Here is a 21,504-nt window from a genome sequence, read left to right on the forward strand (position 1 = left end):
CGCCAACGACTACGACTAAGAGAAATCTCATGTCCCGCATCAAGAATACTTTTGCGGCGCTCGCCGCACAGGGCAAGAAAGGGCTGATTCCGTTCATCACCGCGGGCGACCCGAATCCGGAACAAACCGTCGAGTTCATGCACGCGCTGGCGAAGGGCGGCGCGGACGTCATCGAACTGGGCGTGCCGTTCTCCGATCCGATGGCCGACGGCCCCGTCATCCAGCGTTCGTCGGAGCGGGCGCTCGCGCGCGGCGTGACCCTCAAGCGCGTGCTCGCCGACGTCGCGCGTTTCCGCGAAACCGACGACAAAACGCCCGTCGTGCTGATGGGTTACGCGAATCCGATCGAGCGCATGGGCGCCGACGCGTTCGCGAAAGCCGCGAAGGAAGCGGGCGTCGACGGCGTACTGGTGGTCGATTACCCGCCCGAGGAAGCGGAGAGCTTCGGCGCGTCGATGCGCGCCGCCGGCATCGATCCGATCTTCCTGCTCGCGCCCACATCGACGGACGAGCGCGTCGCGGCGGTCGGCAAGATCGCGAGCGGGTATGTCTACTACGTATCGCTGAAAGGCGTGACCGGCGCCGCAAATCTGGACGTTTCCAGCATCGCGAGTAAAATCCCGGCCATCAAGTCGCGTGTGCCCCTGCCGGTCGGTGTCGGTTTCGGCATTCGCGACGCCCAGACCGCGCGCGCCGTCGCCGATGTCGCGGATGCCGTCGTCATCGGCAGCCGCCTCGTGCAGCTGCTCGAAGACGCGAAGCCGGACACCGCGGCCGCGTCGCTGACGAGCTTCATCGCCGAAATTCGTCAGGCGCTCGACGCCGCACAGTAAAATACGCGCCGCCGCGGGCCGCCCGATTCGGGCGTGCGCCGCGCGGCAACCGATCAGTCAAGGAAAAACGATGAGCTGGCTCGACAAACTGCTGCCGCCGAAGATCAAGCAAACCGATCCCAAAAGCCGCAAGGGCATTCCCGAGGGCCTTTGGGTGAAGTGTCCGTCGTGCGAAGCGGTGCTGTATCGCAACGACGTCGAGGCGAATCTGCACGTATGCCCGAAGTGCAGCCATCACATGCGAATCGGCGCGCGCGAGCGGCTCGACCGCCTGCTCGACCCGGAAGGCCGCTATGAAATCGGCCAGGAAGTCGTCCCGGTCGACGCGCTGAAGTTCAAGGACAGCCGCAAGTATCCGGATCGCATCAAGGAAGCGATGGAAGATACGGACGAGACCGACGCCATGGTCGTCATGGGCGGCGCGATCCACACGATTCCGTGTGTCGTCGCGTGCTTCGAATTCTCGTTCATGGGCGGATCGATGGGCTCGGTGGTCGGCGAGCGCTTCGTGCGCGGCGCGCGCAACGCGCTGGAGCAGAACGTGCCGTTCATCTGCTTTACGGCCTCGGGCGGCGCGCGCATGCAGGAAAGCCTGCTTTCGCTCATGCAGATGGCCAAAACCACTGCGCTTCTGACCAAACTCGCGGACGCGAAGCTGCCGTTCATTTCCGTGCTGACCGACCCGACGATGGGCGGTGTGTCCGCATCGTTCGCGTTCCTGGGCGATGTCGTGATTGCCGAGCCGAAGGCGCTGATCGGCTTTGCCGGCCCGCGCGTGATCGAGCAGACCGTGCGCGAAAAGCTCCCGGAAGGTTTCCAGCGCGCCGAGTTCCTGCTGACGAAGGGCGCGGTCGACATGATCGTGGATCGCCGCAAGATGCGCGAAGAAATCGCCCAATTGATGGCGCTGATGACGCGGCAACCCGCCGATTCCGTCGCCTGACCCGAATGTACGTAGCGCCGCGCCGCGCGTGAACCCCGCGAGGTTCCGCGCGGCGCTTTTGTTTTTGCGATCTCGAAAATGAACACATTCCCGACTCTCGACGCCTGGCTCGCCCATCTGGAAGCGGCGCATCCGGTCGGCATCGACATGGGCCTCGCGCGCATCGGCAAGGTGAAGGATGCGCTCGGCCTGCGTTTCGACTGCCCGGTCATCACCGTCGGCGGCACGAACGGCAAGGGCTCGACCTGCGCGATCATCGAAACGATCTTGCTGCGTGCGGGGTATCGCGTCGGTTGCCATACGTCGCCGCATCTGCTGACGTTCAACGAACGCGCGCGCATCGACGGCGCGGAGGCGAGCGACGCCGATCTGCTCGAACATTTCGCGGCCGTGGAAAAGGCGCGCGCCAGCCTGCCCGAGCCGGTTTCGCTGACGTACTTCGAGTTCACAACGCTTGCGATCCTGCATCTCTTCGCGTCGCGCAAGCTCGACGCGGTGATTCTCGAAGTCGGGCTCGGCGGGCGTCTCGACGCGGTGAATATCGTCGATACGGATTGTGCTGTGATCACCAGCATCGACATCGACCATACGGACTATCTCGGCGACACGCGCGAAAAAATTGGCTTCGAAAAAGCGGGCATATTCCGGACGGGCAAGCCGGCAGTGTGCGGAGATCCGTCGCCGCCGCAGACTCTCATCGAACATGCCGAGGCGATCGGCGCGGACCTGTGGCTCGTCGGACGCGATTTCCGCTACGAAGCCCAGCCGGGCAACGAGCGCCAGCAATGGAGTTATATCGGGCGCGAGCAGCGGCGCTCGGCGCTGGCCTATCCGGCGCTGCGCGGCGCGAATCAGCTCATCAACACGTCGGCGGCGCTGGCCGCGCTCGAAGCGCTGCGCGACCGTCTGCCGGTTTCGGCGCAGGACATTCGCCTTGGCCTGGCGAACGTCGAGTTGCCGGGACGCTTCCAGGTGCTGCCGGGCAAGCCGCAAATCATTCTCGACGTTGCGCACAATCCTCACGCAGCCGCCGTGTTGTCGCAAAATCTCGGCAACATGGGCTACTTTCCGTACACTTACGCGGTGTTCGGCGCGATGGGCGACAAGGACATCGAAGGCGTCGTGAAGCAACTCAAGGGCGAGATCGATCACTGGAACGTGACCGCGCTGCCCACGCCGCGCGCCGCGTCGGCGGAGCAACTGGAACACGCATTGCGCGACGCCGGTGTCAACGACAGCGCCGACAGCAGCGTTTCTCGCTTTGAAACACCCGCGGCGGCTTTTCAAGATGCGTTAAGCCGGGCGTCTGAAAATGATAGAATTTTGGTTTTCGGCAGTTTCTACACGGTAGCCGGCGTCATGGCCTACCGTCGAATGCAGCATAACTAGCAGCATCATTGAGACGGTCGGCCGTCAGCACCAAGCGATACATGGGACTCTTTTCGTTCGGCAAGAAAGACGACTCCGGTCGCGACGCATATTCCGATTCATCGCGCGGCTCGCGTCACACCGTCCGCACGGAACGCCGCACGCGCAGATCCGAGCGCACCGACGCCGACGCGATGATGCTCGATCCCACCCTGCCCGAGAAGCAGCGCGCGCGCCGCAGGCTCGTCGGGGCGATCGCGCTGGTGCTCGCCGCCGTCATCGTCCTGCCGATGGTGCTCGATTCGCGTCCGAAGCCCGTCACCGACGACATTTCCATTGATATTCCCAACCGCCCGGCGCCCGCCGCGAAGCAGTCGCGCGACGCCAACGACGCCGACACGCAAGCCGGTGTCGCGCACGACGCGCCGTCGGGTGCGTCGGGCAGTGTTTCCGCCGGCGTGACGCAGCCGCAAGCCGCGGCACCTGCCGCAACGGCAAAGCCCGAGCCGAAGCCGGAAGCGAAGCCTGACGCGAAAGCCGAAGCCAAGCCGGAAGCGAAGCCGTCGAAGCCCGCAGCCGTGGCGAGCCAGAACGCGAAGCCGCAAGCGGCCGAGCCTTCCGAACAAGCCAACGCAAATACCGCGGCGAACGCCGCGGCAGGCGCGGCGAACACGCCGTCGTCGCCGGCGGGCAGCCGCTTCGTGCTGCAGATCGGCCAGTTCGACGACGAAACCGCCGCGCAGAATTGGGTCAACAAGTTGAAGTCCGCGGGTGTGCCCGCATATCTCGAACATCGCAAGCAGTCGGACGGCGCGACCAAGTCGCTGTTGCGCGCGGGGCCGTTCCCGGATCGCGCGTCGGCGCAGGCCGCGCTCGTGAAGGTGCGGCAGGCCGGCCTGGGCGGCGGCACCCGGGCATCGAACTAAGCCGGTTCGATGTTCACCGCTTTCGACTACGCCGTGATGGCCGTGATCGGCCTGTCCGCGCTGCGCGGCATGTGGCGCGGCCTGTTGGCCGAAGCGTTCGGTCTGGTCGGCTGGGTCGCCGCCATTCTGATCGCGGGACGGTTCGTCGGGCTCGTCGTGCCGTATATCCCGTCGACGTGGCCCGGCGGCGCGCTTACGCAGTGGCTCGTGGCGTTCGTGCTGGTGGTCGGGGCGGTGCTGCTCGTATCGAGCGTGCTGTCGGCGCTATTGACGCGCATCACGGAAGTCACCGGCCTGCGCGGCGTGGACCGCTCGTTGGGCTTGCTGTTCGGCCTCGTCAGAGGGGCTATATTGGTAGTTATTCTGGTCGCCCTGGCTGGCCTGACCGAACTGCCTCAGAAAGATTTTTGGCGCAATGCGCTGCTGCGGCCGATGGCCGAGCAAGGCGTGCGCGAATTGAAACCGCTGCTCCCCGATACGCTCGCCGCGTATGTGCACGTCGCTCCCGAACCGGGCGGCCTGGCGCCCAACGCCGCACAATAGACGAACGGCCGGCTACACGAGGAACGCGCGACGGCTCGAAGACGCTTCGCCCCGGCCACGTCACGGCCAGTTTTTGAGAGAAGCGTCGAAGAGATCCGGGCAACGCCTTGTCTACCCGTTTCGACTCTTTGAAGGACCATGCCATGTGCGGCATCGTAGGTGTAGTTTCCCAAAGTCCCGTCAATCAGCTGATCTATGACAGCTTGCTCCTGCTCCAGCATCGCGGACAGGACGCGGCGGGCATCGCCACGGCGAACGGCAATAACTTCCACATGCACAAAGCCAACGGCATGGTGCGCGACGTGTTCCGCACGCGCAACATGCGCAGTCTGCCGGGCAACGTCGGCATCGGCCAGGTGCGGTATCCGACCGCCGGGTCCGCATCGAGCGAGGAAGAAGCGCAACCGTTCTACGTGAATGCGCCGTTCGGCATCATCCTCGCGCATAACGGCAATCTGACGAACTGGATGCAGCTGAAGGACGAGATGTTCCGCATCGACCGCCGGCACATCAACACCGCATCCGACACCGAAGTGCTGCTCAACGTCTTCGCGCACGAACTGCAGCTCGCGAGCTCGGGCCTGCAACTCGATGCGACCGCGCTGTGGAAAGCCGTCGCGGGCGTGCATCGCCGTGTGAAGGGCTCGTACGCGATCGTCTCGCTGATCGCGGGCTACGGTCTCGTCGCGTTCCGCGATCCGTTCGGCATTCGTCCGCTTGTGCTCGGCAAGCTCGAAACGTCGACGGGCGTCGAGTGGATGGTCGCGTCGGAATCGGTGGCGATCGAAGGCATCGGCTTCGAATTCGTGCGCGATGTCGAACCGGGCGAAGCGATTTTCATCGACGCGGAAGGCAATCTGCACAGCCACCAATGCGCCGAGAAGCCCGAGCTCAATCCGTGCATTTTCGAGCTCGTGTATCTCGCGCGTCCGGATTCGTGCCTCGACGGCGTGCCGGTCTACAACGCGCGTCTGCGCATGGGCGATTACCTCGCCGAGAAAATCAAGCGCGTGCTGCCGGATGTGCCGATCGACGTCGTCATGCCGATTCCCGACTCGTCGCGCCCCGCCGCGATGCAGGTCGCCGCGAAGCTCGGCGTGGAGTATCGCGAAGGCTTCTTCAAGAACCGCTACGTGGGCCGCACCTTCATCATGCCGGGTCAGGCGGTGCGCAAGAAATCGGTGCGTCAGAAGCTCAACGCGATGGGCATCGAGTTCAAGGGCAAGAACGTGCTGATCGTCGACGATTCCATCGTGCGCGGCACGACCTCGCATGAAATCGTGCAGATGGCCCGCGATGCCGGCGCGAACAAAGTGATCTTCGCGTCCGCCGCGCCGCCGGTGAAGTTCCCGAACGTGTACGGCATCGACATGCCGACGCGCGGCGAACTCGTTGCGCACGGCCGCAGCGATGAGGAAGTCGCACGCATGATCGGCGCGGATTATCTCGTCTATCAGGACGTGGAAGACCTGAAGAACGCGATCCGCGACATCAATCCGGCGTTGAAGGAATTCGAAGCGTCGTGCTTCGACGGCAACTACATCACTGGCGACGTGACGACCGATTATCTCGATCGCATCGAGTCCGCACGTCTTGCGCCGCAATCGCAGTCGGATCGCGATGCTGCGAGCGACGCGCAAGAGGGCGGCATGGCGCGCTCACAGTTGCATTTGCAACTATCGGTCGAGTAAGTTTTCGGCGCTTCGAACGAGCCCGCTTCGTCTGCAAGGACCAAGCGGGCTTTTTTGCGTCTCGAGCCTTCGAGCTTCTGCTTTTCGAGCGCGGCGGAAGCGGCCAAGCGCTTGCGTGGGTGCTGTTGAATGGCATGGAGACGCTCGGGTTGCGCGTCGAGAAGCAATCGGCGAATGCGCTCGAAATCGCGCGCTGTCACGCATCCGTCATACGCGCCGGTCTGTCGCGTGAATCGGATGAACCGCCGTTGCGCCATTGCCCCGGCGAGATGCCGAAGCGTTTCGAGAACGCATGCGTGAACGCGCTTTGATCGGCGAAACCGACATCGAGCGCGATATCGGTGAGCGACGCGCGCGAGTCGGCGAGCAACGTCAACGCGGTGTCGAGCCGCAGCCGATGCAGATAGCGATGCGGCGTCTCGCCGAACGCTTCGTTGAAGAGCTGATGAAAGCGCCGCATGCCGAAGCCGCAATGCGCGGCGAGATCGGCGATACGCAGCGGCGCCGATAGTTGCGAACGCAACCATCGGTCGATGCGCGCGAAATCGAGGCCGCGCATCGCGTCGATGGAATCGTCGGTGTCGTGCATCAGCGCGCCGCACAGATGCGCAGCCGCTTGCCATGCGAAGCGGTCCGCGAGATGCGTATCCGCGAGATGCGCGCGACGGGCGACATCGGCGACGGCTTGCGTGATGCGCGGATCGATGACGATCGCGCGCGCCCGTTCGAAGTAGCGCTCGGGCACCGCGACGGACGTGGCGGGCAGATCGAGCACGAGTTGGCGATTGTCGCCCTCGGCCCAGTAATCGTGGCGCGCGCCCGCCGGGATGATCCACGCACCCCTGCAATCGATGCGTGCGCCGTTGCCGTCGACGGCCATCTCCATCGACCCGTCGAGGCCGAGCACGATCTGATGAAAGTCGTGCACGTCCGACGCCTGCGCCGCCTCATAGCGGCGCAACGACACGGCAGGACGATGAAGCGGCGCGCTCATGCGGAAAACGCTCAGACGTCGAGCAGTTCCACTTCGAACACGAGCGTGGCGTTGGGCGGAATCACGCCGCCCGCGCCGCGCGCGCCGTAGCCGAGTTGCGGCGGAATCGTGAGACGGCGCACGCCGCCCACTTTCATGCCCTGCACGCCTTCGTCCCAGCCCTTGATGACCATGCCGCCGCCCAGCACGAAGGCGAAGGGGTCGTTGCGGTCCTTGCTCGAATCGAACTTCTGGCCGTCCGTGAGCCAGCCCGTGTAGTGCACGCTGACGGTCTTGCCGGCGACGGCTTCAGTGCCTTCGCCAACGGTGACGTCTTCGTATTTGAGACCGGAATCGGTCGTGACAGTCGACATGGTTGCTCCCTGGTTGCCCGGTCATCGGCGATGGATGAACCGGTGGTCGAAACCGACATTGTAGAACGTCGCAGGGAAGCGGGCGGCGCCCGGAAGCGCCGCGTCGATTACAGATGACGGCTGTGCGGCCCGAAGCGCGAACCGATGCGTGTGCCGATTTCCGGCCTTACGTGCCGGCCGATCGCGGTGCCGATCGACGCGCCGTCTTGCGAATCATGCATCGCGGCGGCGGCGGCCTGATCGCCGATCTGCTGCCTTGCGATCTTCAACGCGCGCACGCGGACATAGGCCATCGCGACGAGCGTCCACGGCGCGAGATAGGCGAACTCGGGCACGGACACCATCATCATCGTCCAGGTCGCGGCGCAGCACTGGCGCAGCGCCATGCCGCGCGGATCCCAGTCGAGCTTGAACGCGGGGTACAGCATCAACGCGCTGATGAAGACCGTGCCGATGATGCCGGTATTGACGAGCAGCGTCGAGAAGAGATCGGTCGAGCGCACATACCCGAAGCCGATGCCGAAGAGCTTATTGAGCGGCGCGAGATCGAGCCACAGTTGCATCGAGTGAAGGAACAGCAGACTGCGGTCGGAGCCCGACTCGGTCTTCGCTTCGAGCTTGTCGGTCACCATCTGCTTGAAGAGCTCGGCGATGTAATCCTGCAGCAGATACCCGATCACGCACAGCACGAAAAGTCCGATCAGCGCCTTCACCGGGTTGATGCCGAGCTTGCGCACGCGGATCAGCGAATACACCGCATAGCCGATCAGCACCGTCGACGAAGTGGTCATCAGAAGCGACAGTCCGATCACCCACACCGGCCAGCGCACGCGCGACGTCGCGTTGAAGTAGACCCAGAACGGGAAGATGGACATGGCGTACATCGACGGCTCGCCTGTCAGCGCTTTCAAGCGCTGGATCGGAAAGCCTTTGATGTCGATCTGCTGGAAGGAACTGCCGTTCACCGTGCCGTCCGAACGCACGATGCCCTTGCCGAACTGATCGCCGAATGCGCGGTTCGAGATGAAGTCGCCCGGCTGTCCCGTCGCGATGAAGTACGCCACTTCGTAAATGCCGTAAATCGCGAGCAGCGTGACGGCCGCGAGAATCCACTGGTCCCAGGTCGGCTTGTAATAGTGGTACACATACGCCGCATAGAGCACGACCGCCGCCACGTAAAGCGACTGCGTAAACATGCTCTTGCGCATGATGAACGTGAGGGGATCGGTGTCGTCGACGAGCGAGATCTTGCTGAAGTCGGGATCGAAGGGCGCCATGACGTCCGCGAGCTGGGAGGTGCAGACCATCAGCAGCCAGACCGCGATCGCCGCGATCACGAAGTGCATCCAGTTCTTGCGCGCGCGCCCGCCGAACAGCAGCACGAGCGGCACGGACAGGAAGCACATCAGATAGCCGATCGTCGTGCCCTGAATCGATGGCATGACGAGAAACGACGTCACCGGCATCGCGAAGGCCCAGATTCGGTAGTAGAGGTCGGTCAGCGACGCTTTATCTTTCATCATCGAAGGGTAGGATGCGCCCGCTTCATGACGGGCTGTCGTTCGTTATCGGGAGCAAAACGCCTGCCGGATGAATCGTCGGCACGCTCACACTCTGGGCCGGAACGTCGCCAGGAGCGCGAGCAGGATCACGAGCGCGGAACGCAGCGACACGAGCGGCGCGCGCCGGATGACGACCGGTTCTTGCACGGGCGGCGGCAACTGCCGCTCGGGTCGCGCCTTTCGCACGCCATGAAAATCGCAATGCGGACACACGCTCAACGTCGCGCCCACTTGCCTGCGGCAACGCGGGCAGTGCACGAGCCGATGCCCGAATGAAAAATGTCCGCTCATATGCGTCTCTCTCATCGACCCGGTTGACGACGTGCTTACATCGAAAGTCCGTGCAGATTCCACCGTTACAACGTGAAGCGCCGCGTGACAGGCACGCGGCGCGATGCTTCATCCGCTGCGCTCGATTATGCGCCGCGGTTAGGTCATCGACTTGAACGTGCTCGTATATGCCGCCGCGTAACCATAACTGCGGCGATTGCTCGGGCGTCGCGGAATCGCGTTGAAGACCGAGCCGACGAGCCTGCCGCCCGAACGCTGCACCTTCTTCACGGTTTCCTCGATCTCTTCCTCGCTCTGGATGCCGGAGCGCAGCACGAGCACGGTCGAACCCGCATCGCTCGCCACGATCGCCGCGTCGGTAACGACGAGGAACGGCGGCGTATCGACGATCACGAGGTCGAACTGATCGCTCATGCGCGCGAGCATGTTGCGGAAGCCCGGCATCATCAAAAGTTCGGAAGGATTCTCCGGATAGCCGCCGCACGACATGAACGACAGTCCCGGCACGCCGACATAACGGATCGCATCGCCGAGCGCGAGTTCGCCCTTCAGCACTTCCGAGAGACCGCCCGGATTCGACTGCTTGAAGAACGATGCGATGTGGCCGCGCCGCATGTCGCCGTCGATCAGCAGCACGCGCAGGCCGATTTCCGCGAGCAGCACCGAAAGATTCGCCGCGACGAAGCTCTTGCCCGCGGACGGAATCGGGCCCGTCAGCATCACGATATTGTTCGGCGCATTGGCGAGATCGCGATACAGCTCGGTACGCACCGCACGCAGCGCCTCGACGGCCGGATCGTGCGGGAAGCGCGTCGCGAGCACGCGGGCGTCGCGGTCCGTGTCGGCGACGTGCGGCATCGCGAACGCGTCGTGCTCTGGCAGATGAATATGCGGCAACGCCTTCGGCGCGCCGCCGTCCTGCGCGCCGGAGTAGGTGAGCGGCGCGTGCTCCACGGGCGATACGGCAATCTCGTGATCGAGCATCGCCTGCTGACGGCTATACAGCACTTCGCCCAGTACCGGCACCGAAAGACGGCGCTCGACGAACATCGGATCGGTCACACCGATCATCGCGTGGCGGCGCAGGAAGATGAAGAACGTGCCGATGAAAAAGCCGAGACCCGTGCCCGCGGCGATCACGAGCGCCTTGTTCGGTTTCACCGGACGATACGGACGCAGCGCGTTATCGACGATATGCGCGCCGCCGCTCGTGCTTGCGCGGCGCACGGACAGCTCTTGCGCCTTGTTCACCATCCCCATGTAGATGGTTTCGGCCACGCGCGCATCGCGCGTGAGCGTCGCGTTCTGGCGCTCGGACGAGGGCATGCTGTCGAAGCGCTGCTGAATCTGCTTGTTCGATGCTTCGAGCTCCGCGATCTGCTGATCGAGATTGACGACTTGCGGGCTGGTGGGCTGGAAACGCTGCAAGAGTTGCGTGCGTTGCAGCTTGAGCGTCGCGAGTTGCTGCATCGACGTGATGCTGCCTTGCAGATAGGCCTGCGCTTCGTTGAGCGGCGTCACCGATTGCGACTTCGAACGGAACGCGCTCAAGTTGCTTTCCGCGCGACGCAGATCGCTTTCGAGGCGCGGCAATTCTCCGCGAATGAATTCGAGCGTCTTCGTGTCGTTGGCCTGACGCGCGTGCACGGCTGCCGTCAGATACGCCTGGCCGAGCGCGTTCGCGACATCGGCGGTCAGCGCGGGATCGTCGGCGTTGAACGTGATCTGCACGACGCCCGTGTCTTTCGCGGACTCGGCGACCTTCATCGTCTTCTTCATCATCGCGATCGCGTCGAGCGTGTTGAGGCGCGTCACGTCGAAGTGCACGCCCGGATGACCGAGCGCGCTATTGACGAGAATGGACACGCCGTTCGCCGATGCCGGACGACCGATCGTGCCACGCACGAGCACCGCGCCGTCGGGGTCGCGGAGTTCGTACTGGTTGTTGTCGAGCAGAACGAAGTCGAGCTTCTGGTCTTCGAGCGAAGGCGGCACATCGAGGCGGCCGATCTGCAGCGACTCGCCGCCCCATCCGTACGAATCCATGCCGAACCATGCCGGGGAGAGATGTCCCTTCTTCGCGAACAACGAAGCGATCTGACCGAGCACCGGGAACGTGTCCGGCTTGACCTTGATGTCGAAGTGGAACTGCTTCACGACCGGTTCGAGCACGGAGCGGCTCTGCATCACGGAGATTTCCGCGGGTGCGAGCTGCGTGGCCGTGGGTTGAGCCTGCTGCATCTGCGCCTGGTTTTGCGGCGCGATGCCGAGCGCGTTCGGATCAGGTGGATCGACCCGCACCACGACATCCGACGAATAGATGGGCGTGGCAAGAAACGCATAGGCGGTCGCGAGCGCGGCCGTGATCCCGATGAACAGGAACAGCATGCCAAGGTGATCGCGCAGGAGCCTGAGCATGTCGCCCGCGGTGAATTCGCCGTCGTCCTTGCCAGGGCGCGAGGATCCGGAGTTGACATAGAGGGTGTTCAATGGCGCGTCCTCAGTTCGATAAGTCGATAAGTTGAGCGTTGTTTCCCGGGCCGAGAAAAAACAGAAAGCCCGCGCGACATGTCCGCGGTACGTCTTACGTGTTATTTGATCCGGCGCAGGGCCGTCGGAACTTCCAGACAGACTAAAGACGCGAAAGGCTCTTAAAAGCGGGCGAAGCGCGCGATGCTTCGAGTTCGCGTGACGAAGCGCGTCGGCTCGTCGGAGTGCGATATTCCTTGGAAGCACACTCCGTGCCTCGGAACCGCGTCTCGGGATTCGGCGGATGAAACTCGCGAAGCCCTACGAATCGCTTGCTGTAAAACGATACGTTGAGTCCGGAAAAAACGGTGCTGAATCTATCTTCCGGACACAAACTGCATGCGTCTGTTATGTAGCGAACGTTGCGGGCGTCATAAGGGTGGGGTCCCCCGTTGCGCAAGCCCATTTTCACGCGATAATCGCAAGTTCCGCCCATACTTCATTCGTAACACGAATAGATTGCGGTTTCATGGCATCGGATTGGCCTTGATGAAGTCGCGCACCGTATTGAAGCGCGATTTGCGCGTTTTACCGTCATCGTGGATCACGCCGTAGTTGCCATCGCCGCCAAAGCGCTGATCGTCGTATAGCTCGTACAACGTCACGTTCTGGATGTTGTAGGTCTTCGCGAGCGACACGAATCCCTTCAATGCTTCCTTGCCGATGAGATAGCCCCCCGGGTCCGCGTGCGTGGGCCGCACGCCGTACTCGGTGATCCAGATCGGCTTGCCGTAACTGTCGCGCAGGCGTTCGAGCACGTTGACCTTCTTGTCGCCCGCCGCCGTGATCGAACCCATGTTCGAATACCAATGCCATGCAGTGATATCCCACTGCGGAATCGGATGGCCGCGCGAGCCGTCGGGCTGCGTGCCCGCATACAGCATGTCCGTGAAGCCGTAATGCAGCCAGCTGAACGATGTCAGCAGGATCTTCGCGTCGGGATTCGTCTCACGTATGCCTTTGATCAGACCGAGGATCGAGCCGCGCGCCTTCATGAACATCGCGTTGTCGTAGTCCTGCGGATGCTCGCCGCTGCGATCCGAGCCGAGTATCGACCAGTTGTCGTATTCGTTGCCGACCTGGTAGTACGTTACGAGTCCCTTCAGCACGCTTCCCGCCGTCTTGCCGAGCGCATAGCCGCGCTCGAAAGTTTCCTGCTCGTTCGCGCGCTTTTCCGGCTCGAAGGGCGTGACGAGCGCGAGTACGCCGATGCATTGCTTCGCCGCCGCGCGCGCGAAATCCGCCACCATATGCGCGCTTCGTTCACTCGATACATCCTGCGCATACATCGTGACGCCGAGATCGCGAAGCTGTGAAATCTGCAAGTCGTAATCGCTCGTGCCGTAGGCGCCGTGATGTTCCAGATGTCCCGCGATGCCGTAGAACACACCCGTCGATCCGTTTCCGCACGCGATCCTGGGCGTCGCGCTGCTCGCGGCGTCCGCCTTGTGGGTTGCCGAGTGCTTGCTGGAATAGGCGTCGGACGTGCCGCTGCGCGCATAGATCAGAACGGATGCGCAGCACAGCGCACCGAAGAGCGAGACGGCAGCCACCAGAGTTCGCATCGACATTCGGCCCTCATGTAAGCGCGCGCCGTGCTTCGGCGGGCGCGTGGGAATGATGTGACGTCGTTGCCATCATGGCTTGTCGATGAACTGCATCAGCAAGCGGGCGCTTTCCGTCCACCGGAAGCGCTCGGCATGCGCGAGGCCGCGACGTCTAAGGTCTTCGCTCAGTTCAGGCGAATCCAGCAGCTCGCGCAACTTGTTCGAAATGTCTTCGACCGAGTACGGGTCGCAATAGATCGATGCATCGCCGCACGTTTCCGGCAATGCGGCCGCGCGCCCGACGAGTGTCGGGCAACCGTTGCGCATGGCTTCGAGCGGCGGAATGCCAAAGCCTTCGTAGATTGAAGGATAGAGGAAGCACGCCGCATTCTGGTAGAGCGCCCGCAGTTTTTCGTCGCTGACATAGCCCGCCTGCTTGATGTTCGGCGCGCTCGACAGATCGTGCGCCTTGCCGAAGATCGCGGCGTTCTTCATGCCGACGATCACGAGATCGATCGACGGATCGCTCAGACGCATGAACGCCTCGACGAGGCGCTTGAAGTTCTTCGTCGGATTCATGCTGCTCACGGCGAGCACGTAACGCCGCTTCGTGAGCTTGAGCTCGTCGATCACCGAAAGATCGGGCGTGATCTGATCGAGGTGATCGGCCGCGAGCGGCACCACGCCGATACGCTCCGCCGGCACGCCGACATGATGCGCGAGCCGGTCGCGCGAGAACTTCGAATTCGTCAGCACGCAGCTCGACGTGCGCGCGAGAATCCAGAACATCACGTGATACCAGGTGCGAAACTTCCACGAAAAATGCGCGGGCGTATCGAACACCGCGGCATCGTGCATGTAGATGATCTGGTTCGGGCGGAAGATGGAACCCGAGTTCGAAAGATTCACGATACGCGAGCGCCCCGCGAAGAGCGGCAGGACGATCTGCTCCCAGAAGACGCCCTTGCCGAAGCCGAGCTTGACGGTCTGAACGCCTTGCACGGGATCGAGTCCGTCCTGCGGCGGCACCGCGAGCGTCACATGCGAGCCTTGCGGCAACTTTCCTAGCGCGGCGACGAGTTCGCGCGCGACGCGTTGCACACCGGTGGTCTTCTGGCTCGTGAAGCGGCCGTTATAGACGAGCTTGTTCGTGGCGATTGTCGTATCCATGTGCAGGGCGTCAGAACTGTGAATCGGAGCTGGTTTCATACGATGCAACCTCGTTCGCGCCGAGCGGCTCGCGCGTGGGCTTGTCGGAGCCGAACTCGTACATCGAAAGCCATTGACGGAAGATCGCGTCCATCGAGAAGCGCTTGCTTGCGGATGCTCTCGCTGCGGCCCCCATGCGTGCGCGCAACGACGGGTCATCGCGCAACATCGCGATGTACTTCGCCATATCCTCCATGTTCGATGCAACGAAGCCGGTCACGCCGTGCTGCACGACATCGCGATTGCCGACCACATCGGTGACGACGGCGGGAATGCCCGCGACCTGCGCCTCGATGAGTGCGATAGGCATGCCTTCCCACCGCGACGTCTGCACATAGATATCGAGCCCAGCCGTGAGTTCGAGCGCCCGATCGCGCGTGACCCAGCCGCTGCACGCGACGGCATCCTTGGGCGTGTCGGCGGGCAATTCGGTTTCGTTGCCGCCGATCCACAGGAAGCGCACCGAAGGGTTGGACAACTCGCTCGCGAGCTTCACGAACGCTTCATGGTTCTTTTGAAACATCGCACGGCCGCTCATACCGATGACGATGCCGCCCGCGTTCGTGTCGACGCGCGGCGGAATCTCCGGAACGTTCACGCCGTTTTCGATCATGCGGGCACGTCGCGCATGCATCCTCGTTTCGATCTCCGAGAGCTCGCTTTTCGAACACGCGACGATGGTGCCGCCGAGCTTCGCGGCGATGCGCTCGAAGCTCAGATAAGCAAACTGCTTCGCGGGCGACACGTCGCGGCGCAGGAACGCGAGACCGTGCGGCGAATAGAACACGCGTGCGCGCGGCGCGGCGATGCGTGCAGCCGCGCGTCCGAGAACGCCCGCCTTAGACGAATGGAGATGGATCACCGATGGATCGCACTCCTTCAACTTGCGGACGAGGCTCCAGAGACTCGTCAGGTCATTCTTCACGCTCACTTCGCGGAACATGCTGACGTAGGTTAGCTTTACTGCCGGATGGAAGAGCTTGGCGAAATTATTGGGTGTTTCTTGCCGGATCGAATGAAGGATCGTTACGCCGACGCCAGCGGCCGCCGCGCGATTGGAAAGCTGCGTCAGCATGGACAGTACACCGCCGCCGAAGGCTTCGGTGATATGGACGATCTCTTTCATATTCAACTCTTCGAATGGCGTTGCGCCGAGCGCCCGCGGCGATACGCAATGAGAAGGAATGGTCTAGTCGTTATGGAAAATGACGTGACACGTTCACGCAGGGCGAACGCATCCGAAGCGGCGGTTTATGGCCACTTCGAGGAACGCGTCAAAAAGCCGGGATATGCGTGGCGAGTACTAATCGCACGATTTGAATACGCGTCCGAAAAGCACACACGAGATCCGGCATAGCATTACTCGTTCCTTGCGCACGGGGATGCCAAGAGCCCCGTCAAGCCTGATGACAAGCCTGGATTTACCTGCCGCAAGCTCCCGGACCAATCAGCTTTGGTCGGATGGGCGCCCCGATGTCGGTCTTTTTGGAAACATCGTGAAGTCAGCGAAATCGTGCTGACAAATACGGAAAATAAAGCTTATTTGGCGGCCGCAGCATTCTGCTGAGCTATCGCCGTCTCGCAAATCTGCAGAAGGATCTGCAGATCCTTGAGCGGTACCGCGACCGACTGCATGCGCAGGCTCTCGGCCTGATCGGCCAGCCTTTGTACATGCTCGACCGACATTTCTTCTGTTTCCATTCTGCAGGCTCTCTTAATTAAATGCTGCTCATACCATTAAGATAACGACTCGACCTGCATAGGTCGGTTCGTTGACTCACATACTTAAATGCAACTTTGGAGTAGAGCGCAAGTCGAAAGCATCCGCTGCGCTCTTCGGGTGCAAAACAAAGCTTTGTTAAAGCGCGTGATTCGATAAATGCGTTACCAATTAGAATCACTTGTTACTGTTTTTAACACGCCAGTTTCACATTTATGGAAAAGCGAATATGCAGCCTGGGAAAGCTTATTAGCTACGACGTATTTCCCGATAGGGTTCACGTCGTTTCAGACCCGGCACTTCCTCCTGCGATCGGGCGCTGACGCTTGAGCAACGGCACGCCTTGCAGATGCAGCGTGAAGGCCATGGCCGCAGCAACCAGCGTCTCGACGATCAGCACCGTAGCCGCCGCGCCTTGCTCGCCGAAGAGCTTCGCCAGCACGGCAAGCAAGCTGAAATTCAGTACCGCGGAGGCCATCAGCACGCGGCTGAACTGTGCCTTCATGCCGAGCGGCAGCATCGTCTGAACACCGAACAGATCCGTCAGGCCGACCATCAACGGCACGAATGCCATCCAGCGCAACACCTCTACGGTAGGCAAGAACTTCGGCCCATACAAGAGTTTTACTGCAAGCGGCGCGCCGAAGAAGATGCACACCGAGATCAGCGACACGATCAGGCCTTGCACGACGAACATCTTGCGCAGGAATGCAAACGCATCATCCTTTGCGTGATGCATGAGAAAGCTCACGCGCGGATAGGCCGCGGTCTTGAGCGGCTGAAGCATGTTCAACGCGGCACGGATCAGCTTGTCGGCCGCGGCGAAATAACCTGCTGCAACATTACCCGAAATAAATGTCAGGAGCACGATGTTGCTCGATGCATAGATGTCGACGATCGACGTCGCCATGAATACGCTCCATCCGTCCTTCAGACGAACGACGATGGTACGGAGCGACACGCGCACGAAGTCGAGCTCGCGCCGCAGATAAAGGTACGTGCAAATCGCGATGCCCGACAGCAGCGGCACCAGAGCATTGACGGCCATCGCTTTATGGACATCGTCATGCTCGCGCACGAAGAGATACATCGCAGGAATGCTGAGGGCACGTCCGATGAATACGAACAGGCTCAACATGCCGAGATCTTCGATGCCCTGAAAGTACCACGTCGGAATTAACATTGCACCGACTGCCTGACCATAGCCGATGAGAAGCAACTCGCGGTTCTCTTGCAGATAAGGTACGACCGACGTCAGCGCGATGACAACGAAGAAGCCAGCTAATGCAAGCGCGGCCTGCGTGACGATGGTTTCCCAGAACAGCTTCGAGCGCATTTCGCGGCTCTGACGATTGATCGAGATCTTCGGCGTCGCGGTCAGCGAAAAGCTGTAATTGGTGATTGAGATGAAGTATGCGGTGAAGGCGAGGCCGAACGAAAGGCGTCCGTATTCGCTGGGGCCGAGGACGCGTGCGAGCCATGGCAGCGTCAGCAACGGTGCGAGGTATGTGGATACCTGCAGCGTCATCAATATCGTGAAGTTCTTTCGAAATGAAGCCATTGAACGGTTTTTCCCCGGCTTTAGCGCAGCTTGATTTTATGACTATGACGCAGGGCTACGAACCCTGCATGCTCGCCCGTTACGGGCGGGCCATTGCGTGACAACGCATGAAGCGATTAGTTTCGCTCGTACGTATTGCCGTCAATGCGGCGCGGGCCAAAGAGGTCTGCGCACTTGTGCCTTGGCCTGGCATCAAGCGCGCTGAAGTTGAACGAAATGCGCCGGTTCCGGACCGTCGTACACTTCCGGAGAGTGCGCTGTCTGTGCGACAGAAGCTATTTAACAAGGAAAACCCGTATTTGTCAGTGGGTTTGCACACGTAACACGATGATCGGATGCGATCGTTCGATTGAAATTTTCGCGAAGTGCTGGTAGGCGAAAGGCGCGTGAACCACGAGGCCTTCCCTTCCGACACATGACGTGTCGCAATAGTTCGCCGATAGCATCTTGTGCGAGCGTCGAATGAAAACGCATGCGCATGATGCCGAATCGGTCGTGCACGCGAATTGCTGCGAGCGGCGCAGCGGAGCGCGTTGCGCACCGCTGCCGCAGGCGTGGTAGGCGCTCACATATAATGACTTGCAAGGTTTCTCGCGCGTCCTCGTTCGTCAGGCCAATACGCGCACTGCTACTACGCATCCAGCTTCCGCGACATCAACCGCAACACCGATACACCAAGGATCCACAACCGTGACAACGTCTTTTTCCAGTACGGTCGAACCCGAAGGCGACAAGTCCTTCGATGCGGCCGTCGCAGGAAACGACGGCGTGCTGGTGCTCGACGCCGCCCAGCGATGCCTCTCCGCCGACTCCGTTCTCGCTCATCTCTTCGATCTTGATCCCGCCGCGCTGAACGGCCGCGCACTCGCCGAGACGCCGTTGCCGCGTCCGCTCACTGCGGTGCTCGCCGAGGCTGCCGATGCCGCGCTCGCAGGCAACGGCACGCGTCGCGCGCATGTGAGCTTCGGCGAAGACGACGCGCCGCGCGCCTTCTCGATCATCGCGCTGCCGGGCCCGGATTGCGTGACGCTGATCGTATCGCCGGCGAACGCGCCGGACGGCGAGCCCAGCGCAAAGGATCGCATCGCGCATCTGCGAGCCGAGGCTGCGCTTTTCATGCGCGATCATGTGCTGTCGGTCGTATCGCACGATTTGCGCGGCCCGCTCAACGCAATTCATAGCTGGGGTTATGTGCTGGAGCGCAAGGTCGACGCCAACGATGCCGCCGCGCAGCGCGCGCTCGCGGGCATTCGCTCGGGCGTCGAGCAACAGGTGAAGCTCATCGAGCAATCGGTCGATACGACGCGCGCCGAGACCAAGGAGCTACAGGTCGCGCTCGCGCCGGTCGCGTTGCGACCACTTCTGGAAAAGAGCGCGGCGCTCGCGCGTGCCGGCGTCGCGCGCGCGCGTGACGTGACGATCGACATCGATTCGCCGCTCGCCGAAGAACAAGTCGAAGGCGATGCCGAACGTCTGTTGCAGACGCTCTGGCTCATGCTCGCGTTCGCCGCCGAAGCGAGTCCCGCGGGCGCGACGGTGCGTGTGTCGAGCAACGTCGAGGGCAGCATGTGGCGCACGGACGTGCAATTCACGGCATCGGCACAGGCGCTCGGCGATACGGCCTCGCCGCACGTGCTCGAAGCGTTCGCGCGGCGTCAGGCGCTCGAGCCGCGCGAAGGCGGACGCATCGCATGGGGCCTCGCATTGTGCAAGCGCGTGTCGGAGGCGCATGGCGGCGCGTTCGAGCACAGCGATATCGCCGACAACGCCGAAGTGACGTTATCGGTGCGCGTGCCGGTCGCGGGCATGTAATTGACTTTCGATCAGCTGTCACCCATATACTGACGCTTTCCACTTTCGAAGAGAGTTGCTTTGGCTCAGGTTGTCGCGCTGATCGGCGCATTGTTGCTCGTCGCGTTGAATGGTTTCTTCGTCGCGGCGGAGTTCGGGCTCGTCAAGCTGCGGGCCACGCGCGTCAAGGCGTTGGCACGCACCAATGGCTTGCCTGGCCGACTGCTCGCAAAGGTGCACGGGCAGCTCGACGCTTATCTTTCCGCATGTCAGCTCGGCATCACGCTGGCATCGCTCGGACTCGGCTGGATCGGTGAGCCCGCGTTCGCGGCGCTGCTTCATCCGCTCTTTGCACTGCTCGGCGTCGAGTCGGAGAAGCTGATCGACTCGATCTCGCTCTTCTTCGCGTTCTCCGTCATTTCGTTCCTGCATATCGTCGTTGGCGAACTGGCGCCGAAGTCGTGGGCCATCCGTCGCGCGGAACAGGTGGGCCTGTGGCTTGCCACGCCGCTATATGGCTTTTACTGGCTGATGTATCCGTTCATCTGGGTGCTGAATACGAGCGCGAACTTCGTGCTGCGTCTTTTCGGCATTTCGGCCGAACATGGTCACGACGCGCATTACTCCACGGACGAGCTCAAGCTGATCCTGCGCGGGCGCCGTCATGGCGGCGGCTCCTCGTATAACGAGGACGAGTGGAATACGATCGCGCATTCGCTCGATTTTAGCCGCATGACGGTGTCGGATCTGATGCGTCCGGCGCACGAGCTGGTCGGCTTGCGCAATGATCTGCCGATGCGCGACAACCTCGCCGTGATCGCGCGGCATCGTTTCTCGCGCTATCCGCTTTTCGCCGATGCGTCGGGCGAGCGCGTGATCGGCATGATCCATCTGAAGGACCTTCTGCTTTCAGGCGATGGCGGCGCGCGTGGCATCTACTTCAACTTTTCGAAGGATGCGGTCGGGAAGATCGACAAGCTTTCGCGTCATGTGCGGCCGGTGCAGTACGTTGCGCCGAATCTGTCGGCGCTCGAGCTGTTTCGGCGCTTTCGCAAGGGCGCGCCGCATCTGGCGATCGTTGGGCGCAAGGGCGCGAAGCCTATCGGTTTCATCACGCTCGATAACCTGCTTGGCGCGCTCGTGGGGCAGATTCACGACGAGTTTCGTCAGGGCGATGCCGATTGGTCGCGCATGGATGACGGCACGTTGATGGGCAAGGGCAGCTTGCCGGTTGTTTCGCTCGAGCGCGCGTTGGGGATCGATATCGATGAAGGACGCGCGGAGTCGGTTGGCGGGCTCGTTATCAATGCTTTGGGCGATTTGCCCAGTGAAGGGCAGCGGGTGGAGTTCGATCGGTTCGATATCGTCGTGAAGAAGATGAAGGGGCCGAGGATTGTGCTGGTTCGGGTGTATCCGCGGGAGGAGGCGCTTGAGGAAGCGGAATGACCTTTTTGGGTTTTTCTTCGCTTTCGCTAGTGATTTCGCCGGATCCCGTTTTCGTGTCGGTCTATTAGCACTGCCCCTGTGCGGGGCGGCAGTCACTTTCTTTGCTGCTGCAAAGAAAGCAACTGTATTGAGCGTCAAGGGTTGAGTTGGTAAGGATCATGGTTTTGGGGGATTCCAAGTTGTGCCGTCGCGCATCA

18 protein-coding genes are annotated in these 21,504 nt (G+C 62.0%); 8 read left to right on the plus strand and 10 right to left on the minus strand.

Annotated elements, in window-relative coordinates; all coding sequences use genetic code 11:
* Positions 1-29 precede the first annotated feature (29 nt).
* The 6 genes from trpA (at position 30) to purF (ending at position 6,304) form a co-directional block, all read left to right on the plus strand.
* A complete protein-coding gene (gene trpA, locus NCR93_RS14325; RefSeq protein ID WP_175983188.1) occupies positions 30-833 on the plus strand; it encodes a tryptophan synthase subunit alpha in 804 nt (267 codons plus the stop codon).
* 70 nt (positions 834-903) lie between these two features.
* Positions 904-1,776, plus strand: coding sequence for an acetyl-CoA carboxylase, carboxyltransferase subunit beta (gene accD, locus NCR93_RS14330; protein WP_008354039.1), 873 nt, complete (start codon positions 904-906; stop codon positions 1,774-1,776).
* Positions 1,777-1,854: 78 nt separating this feature from the next.
* The gene (folC, locus tag NCR93_RS14335) at positions 1,855-3,165 is read left to right on the plus strand and encodes a bifunctional tetrahydrofolate synthase/dihydrofolate synthase (RefSeq protein ID WP_175983189.1); all 1,311 of its coding nucleotides are present in this window, start codon (positions 1,855-1,857) and stop codon (positions 3,163-3,165) included.
* Between the two features lie 41 nt (positions 3,166-3,206).
* Entirely contained in the window at positions 3,207-4,070 is an 864-nt protein-coding gene (locus NCR93_RS14340; RefSeq protein WP_175983190.1) for an SPOR domain-containing protein, read from the plus strand.
* Positions 4,071-4,079: 9 nt separating this feature from the next.
* Entirely contained in the window at positions 4,080-4,613 is a 534-nt protein-coding gene (locus tag NCR93_RS14345; protein ID WP_008354036.1) for a CvpA family protein, read from the plus strand.
* Between the two features lie 143 nt (positions 4,614-4,756).
* Complete coding sequence (purF, locus tag NCR93_RS14350) at positions 4,757-6,304, plus strand: amidophosphoribosyltransferase (RefSeq protein WP_008354035.1); 1,548 nt, start codon at positions 4,757-4,759, stop codon at positions 6,302-6,304.
* Positions 6,305-6,500: 196 nt separating this feature from the next.
* On the opposite strand, the gene NCR93_RS14360 is transcribed toward purF, so the two are convergent.
* The 10 genes from NCR93_RS14360 to NCR93_RS14405 form a co-directional block, all read right to left on the minus strand.
* Complete coding sequence (locus NCR93_RS14360; RefSeq protein WP_175983191.1) at positions 6,501-7,298, minus strand: helix-turn-helix transcriptional regulator; 798 nt, start codon at positions 7,296-7,298, stop codon at positions 6,501-6,503.
* An 11-nt stretch (positions 7,299-7,309) separates the two neighbouring features.
* The gene (locus tag NCR93_RS14365) at positions 7,310-7,651 is read right to left on the minus strand and encodes an FKBP-type peptidyl-prolyl cis-trans isomerase (RefSeq protein ID WP_008354031.1); all 342 of its coding nucleotides are present in this window, start codon (positions 7,649-7,651) and stop codon (positions 7,310-7,312) included.
* Between the two features lie 107 nt (positions 7,652-7,758).
* On the minus strand, positions 7,759-9,174 hold the full coding sequence (locus NCR93_RS14370) for a hypothetical protein (RefSeq protein ID WP_008354030.1): 1,416 nt from the start codon (positions 9,172-9,174) through the stop codon (positions 7,759-7,761).
* Between the two features lie 84 nt (positions 9,175-9,258).
* Entirely contained in the window at positions 9,259-9,504 is a 246-nt protein-coding gene (locus NCR93_RS14375) for a hypothetical protein (RefSeq protein ID WP_175983192.1), read from the minus strand.
* Positions 9,505-9,642: 138 nt separating this feature from the next.
* A complete protein-coding gene (locus tag NCR93_RS14380; RefSeq protein ID WP_008354028.1) occupies positions 9,643-11,994 on the minus strand; it encodes a polysaccharide biosynthesis tyrosine autokinase in 2,352 nt (783 codons plus the stop codon).
* Between the two features lie 506 nt (positions 11,995-12,500).
* Positions 12,501-13,604 carry a glycosyl hydrolase gene (locus NCR93_RS14385; RefSeq protein ID WP_175983193.1) on the minus strand — a complete coding sequence of 368 codons (1,104 nt, stop codon included), beginning with the start codon at positions 13,602-13,604 and terminating at the stop codon, positions 12,501-12,503.
* 66 nt (positions 13,605-13,670) lie between these two features.
* Entirely contained in the window at positions 13,671-14,750 is a 1,080-nt protein-coding gene (locus NCR93_RS14390; protein WP_175983194.1) for a glycosyltransferase family 4 protein, read from the minus strand.
* Between the two features lie 10 nt (positions 14,751-14,760).
* Positions 14,761-15,915 carry a glycosyltransferase gene (locus NCR93_RS14395; RefSeq protein WP_175983195.1) on the minus strand — a complete coding sequence of 385 codons (1,155 nt, stop codon included), beginning with the start codon at positions 15,913-15,915 and terminating at the stop codon, positions 14,761-14,763.
* A 413-nt stretch (positions 15,916-16,328) separates the two neighbouring features.
* Entirely contained in the window at positions 16,329-16,490 is a 162-nt protein-coding gene (locus NCR93_RS14400; protein WP_160297408.1) for a hypothetical protein, read from the minus strand.
* 296 nt (positions 16,491-16,786) lie between these two features.
* Complete coding sequence (locus NCR93_RS14405; protein WP_033536876.1) at positions 16,787-18,070, minus strand: flippase; 1,284 nt, start codon at positions 18,068-18,070, stop codon at positions 16,787-16,789.
* A 690-nt stretch (positions 18,071-18,760) separates the two neighbouring features.
* Here NCR93_RS14405 and NCR93_RS14410 point away from each other — a divergent pair.
* Both NCR93_RS14410 and NCR93_RS14415 read left to right on the plus strand, forming a co-directional pair.
* Entirely contained in the window at positions 18,761-19,882 is a 1,122-nt protein-coding gene (locus NCR93_RS14410; RefSeq protein WP_250532254.1) for a sensor histidine kinase, read from the plus strand.
* 60 nt (positions 19,883-19,942) lie between these two features.
* Positions 19,943-21,307, plus strand: a complete 1,365-nt coding sequence (locus tag NCR93_RS14415) for a hemolysin family protein (protein WP_175983196.1) — start codon at positions 19,943-19,945, stop codon at positions 21,305-21,307.
* Positions 21,308-21,504: the final 197 nt, after the last annotated feature.

The organism is Caballeronia sp. ATUFL_F1_KS39, assembly GCF_023630985.1.
Lineage (GTDB): Bacteria > Pseudomonadota > Gammaproteobacteria > Burkholderiales > Burkholderiaceae > Caballeronia > Caballeronia zhejiangensis.

Coding starts and splice junctions, on each gene's coding strand:
- NCR93_RS14375 (WP_175983192.1), bottom strand. CDS start 9,504: ATGAGCGGACATTTTTCATTCGGGCATCGGCTCGTGCACTGCCCGCGT.
- NCR93_RS14405 (WP_033536876.1), bottom strand. CDS start 18,070: ATGGCTTCATTTCGAAAGAACTTCACGATATTGATGACGCTGCAGGTA.
- NCR93_RS14370 (WP_008354030.1), bottom strand. CDS start 9,174: ATGATGAAAGATAAAGCGTCGCTGACCGACCTCTACTACCGAATCTGG.
- purF (WP_008354035.1), top strand. CDS start 4,757: ATGTGCGGCATCGTAGGTGTAGTTTCCCAAAGTCCCGTCAATCAGCTG.
- NCR93_RS14390 (WP_175983194.1), bottom strand. CDS start 14,750: ATGGATACGACAATCGCCACGAACAAGCTCGTCTATAACGGCCGCTTC.
- NCR93_RS14360 (WP_175983191.1), bottom strand. CDS start 7,298: ATGAGCGCGCCGCTTCATCGTCCTGCCGTGTCGTTGCGCCGCTATGAG.
- accD (WP_008354039.1), top strand. CDS start 904: ATGAGCTGGCTCGACAAACTGCTGCCGCCGAAGATCAAGCAAACCGAT.
- NCR93_RS14365 (WP_008354031.1), bottom strand. CDS start 7,651: ATGTCGACTGTCACGACCGATTCCGGTCTCAAATACGAAGACGTCACC.
- NCR93_RS14340 (WP_175983190.1), top strand. CDS start 3,207: ATGGGACTCTTTTCGTTCGGCAAGAAAGACGACTCCGGTCGCGACGCA.
- NCR93_RS14385 (WP_175983193.1), bottom strand. CDS start 13,604: ATGTCGATGCGAACTCTGGTGGCTGCCGTCTCGCTCTTCGGTGCGCTG.
- folC (WP_175983189.1), top strand. CDS start 1,855: ATGAACACATTCCCGACTCTCGACGCCTGGCTCGCCCATCTGGAAGCG.
- NCR93_RS14345 (WP_008354036.1), top strand. CDS start 4,080: ATGTTCACCGCTTTCGACTACGCCGTGATGGCCGTGATCGGCCTGTCC.
- trpA (WP_175983188.1), top strand. CDS start 30: ATGTCCCGCATCAAGAATACTTTTGCGGCGCTCGCCGCACAGGGCAAG.
- NCR93_RS14395 (WP_175983195.1), bottom strand. CDS start 15,915: ATGAAAGAGATCGTCCATATCACCGAAGCCTTCGGCGGCGGTGTACTG.
- NCR93_RS14400 (WP_160297408.1), bottom strand. CDS start 16,490: ATGGAAACAGAAGAAATGTCGGTCGAGCATGTACAAAGGCTGGCCGAT.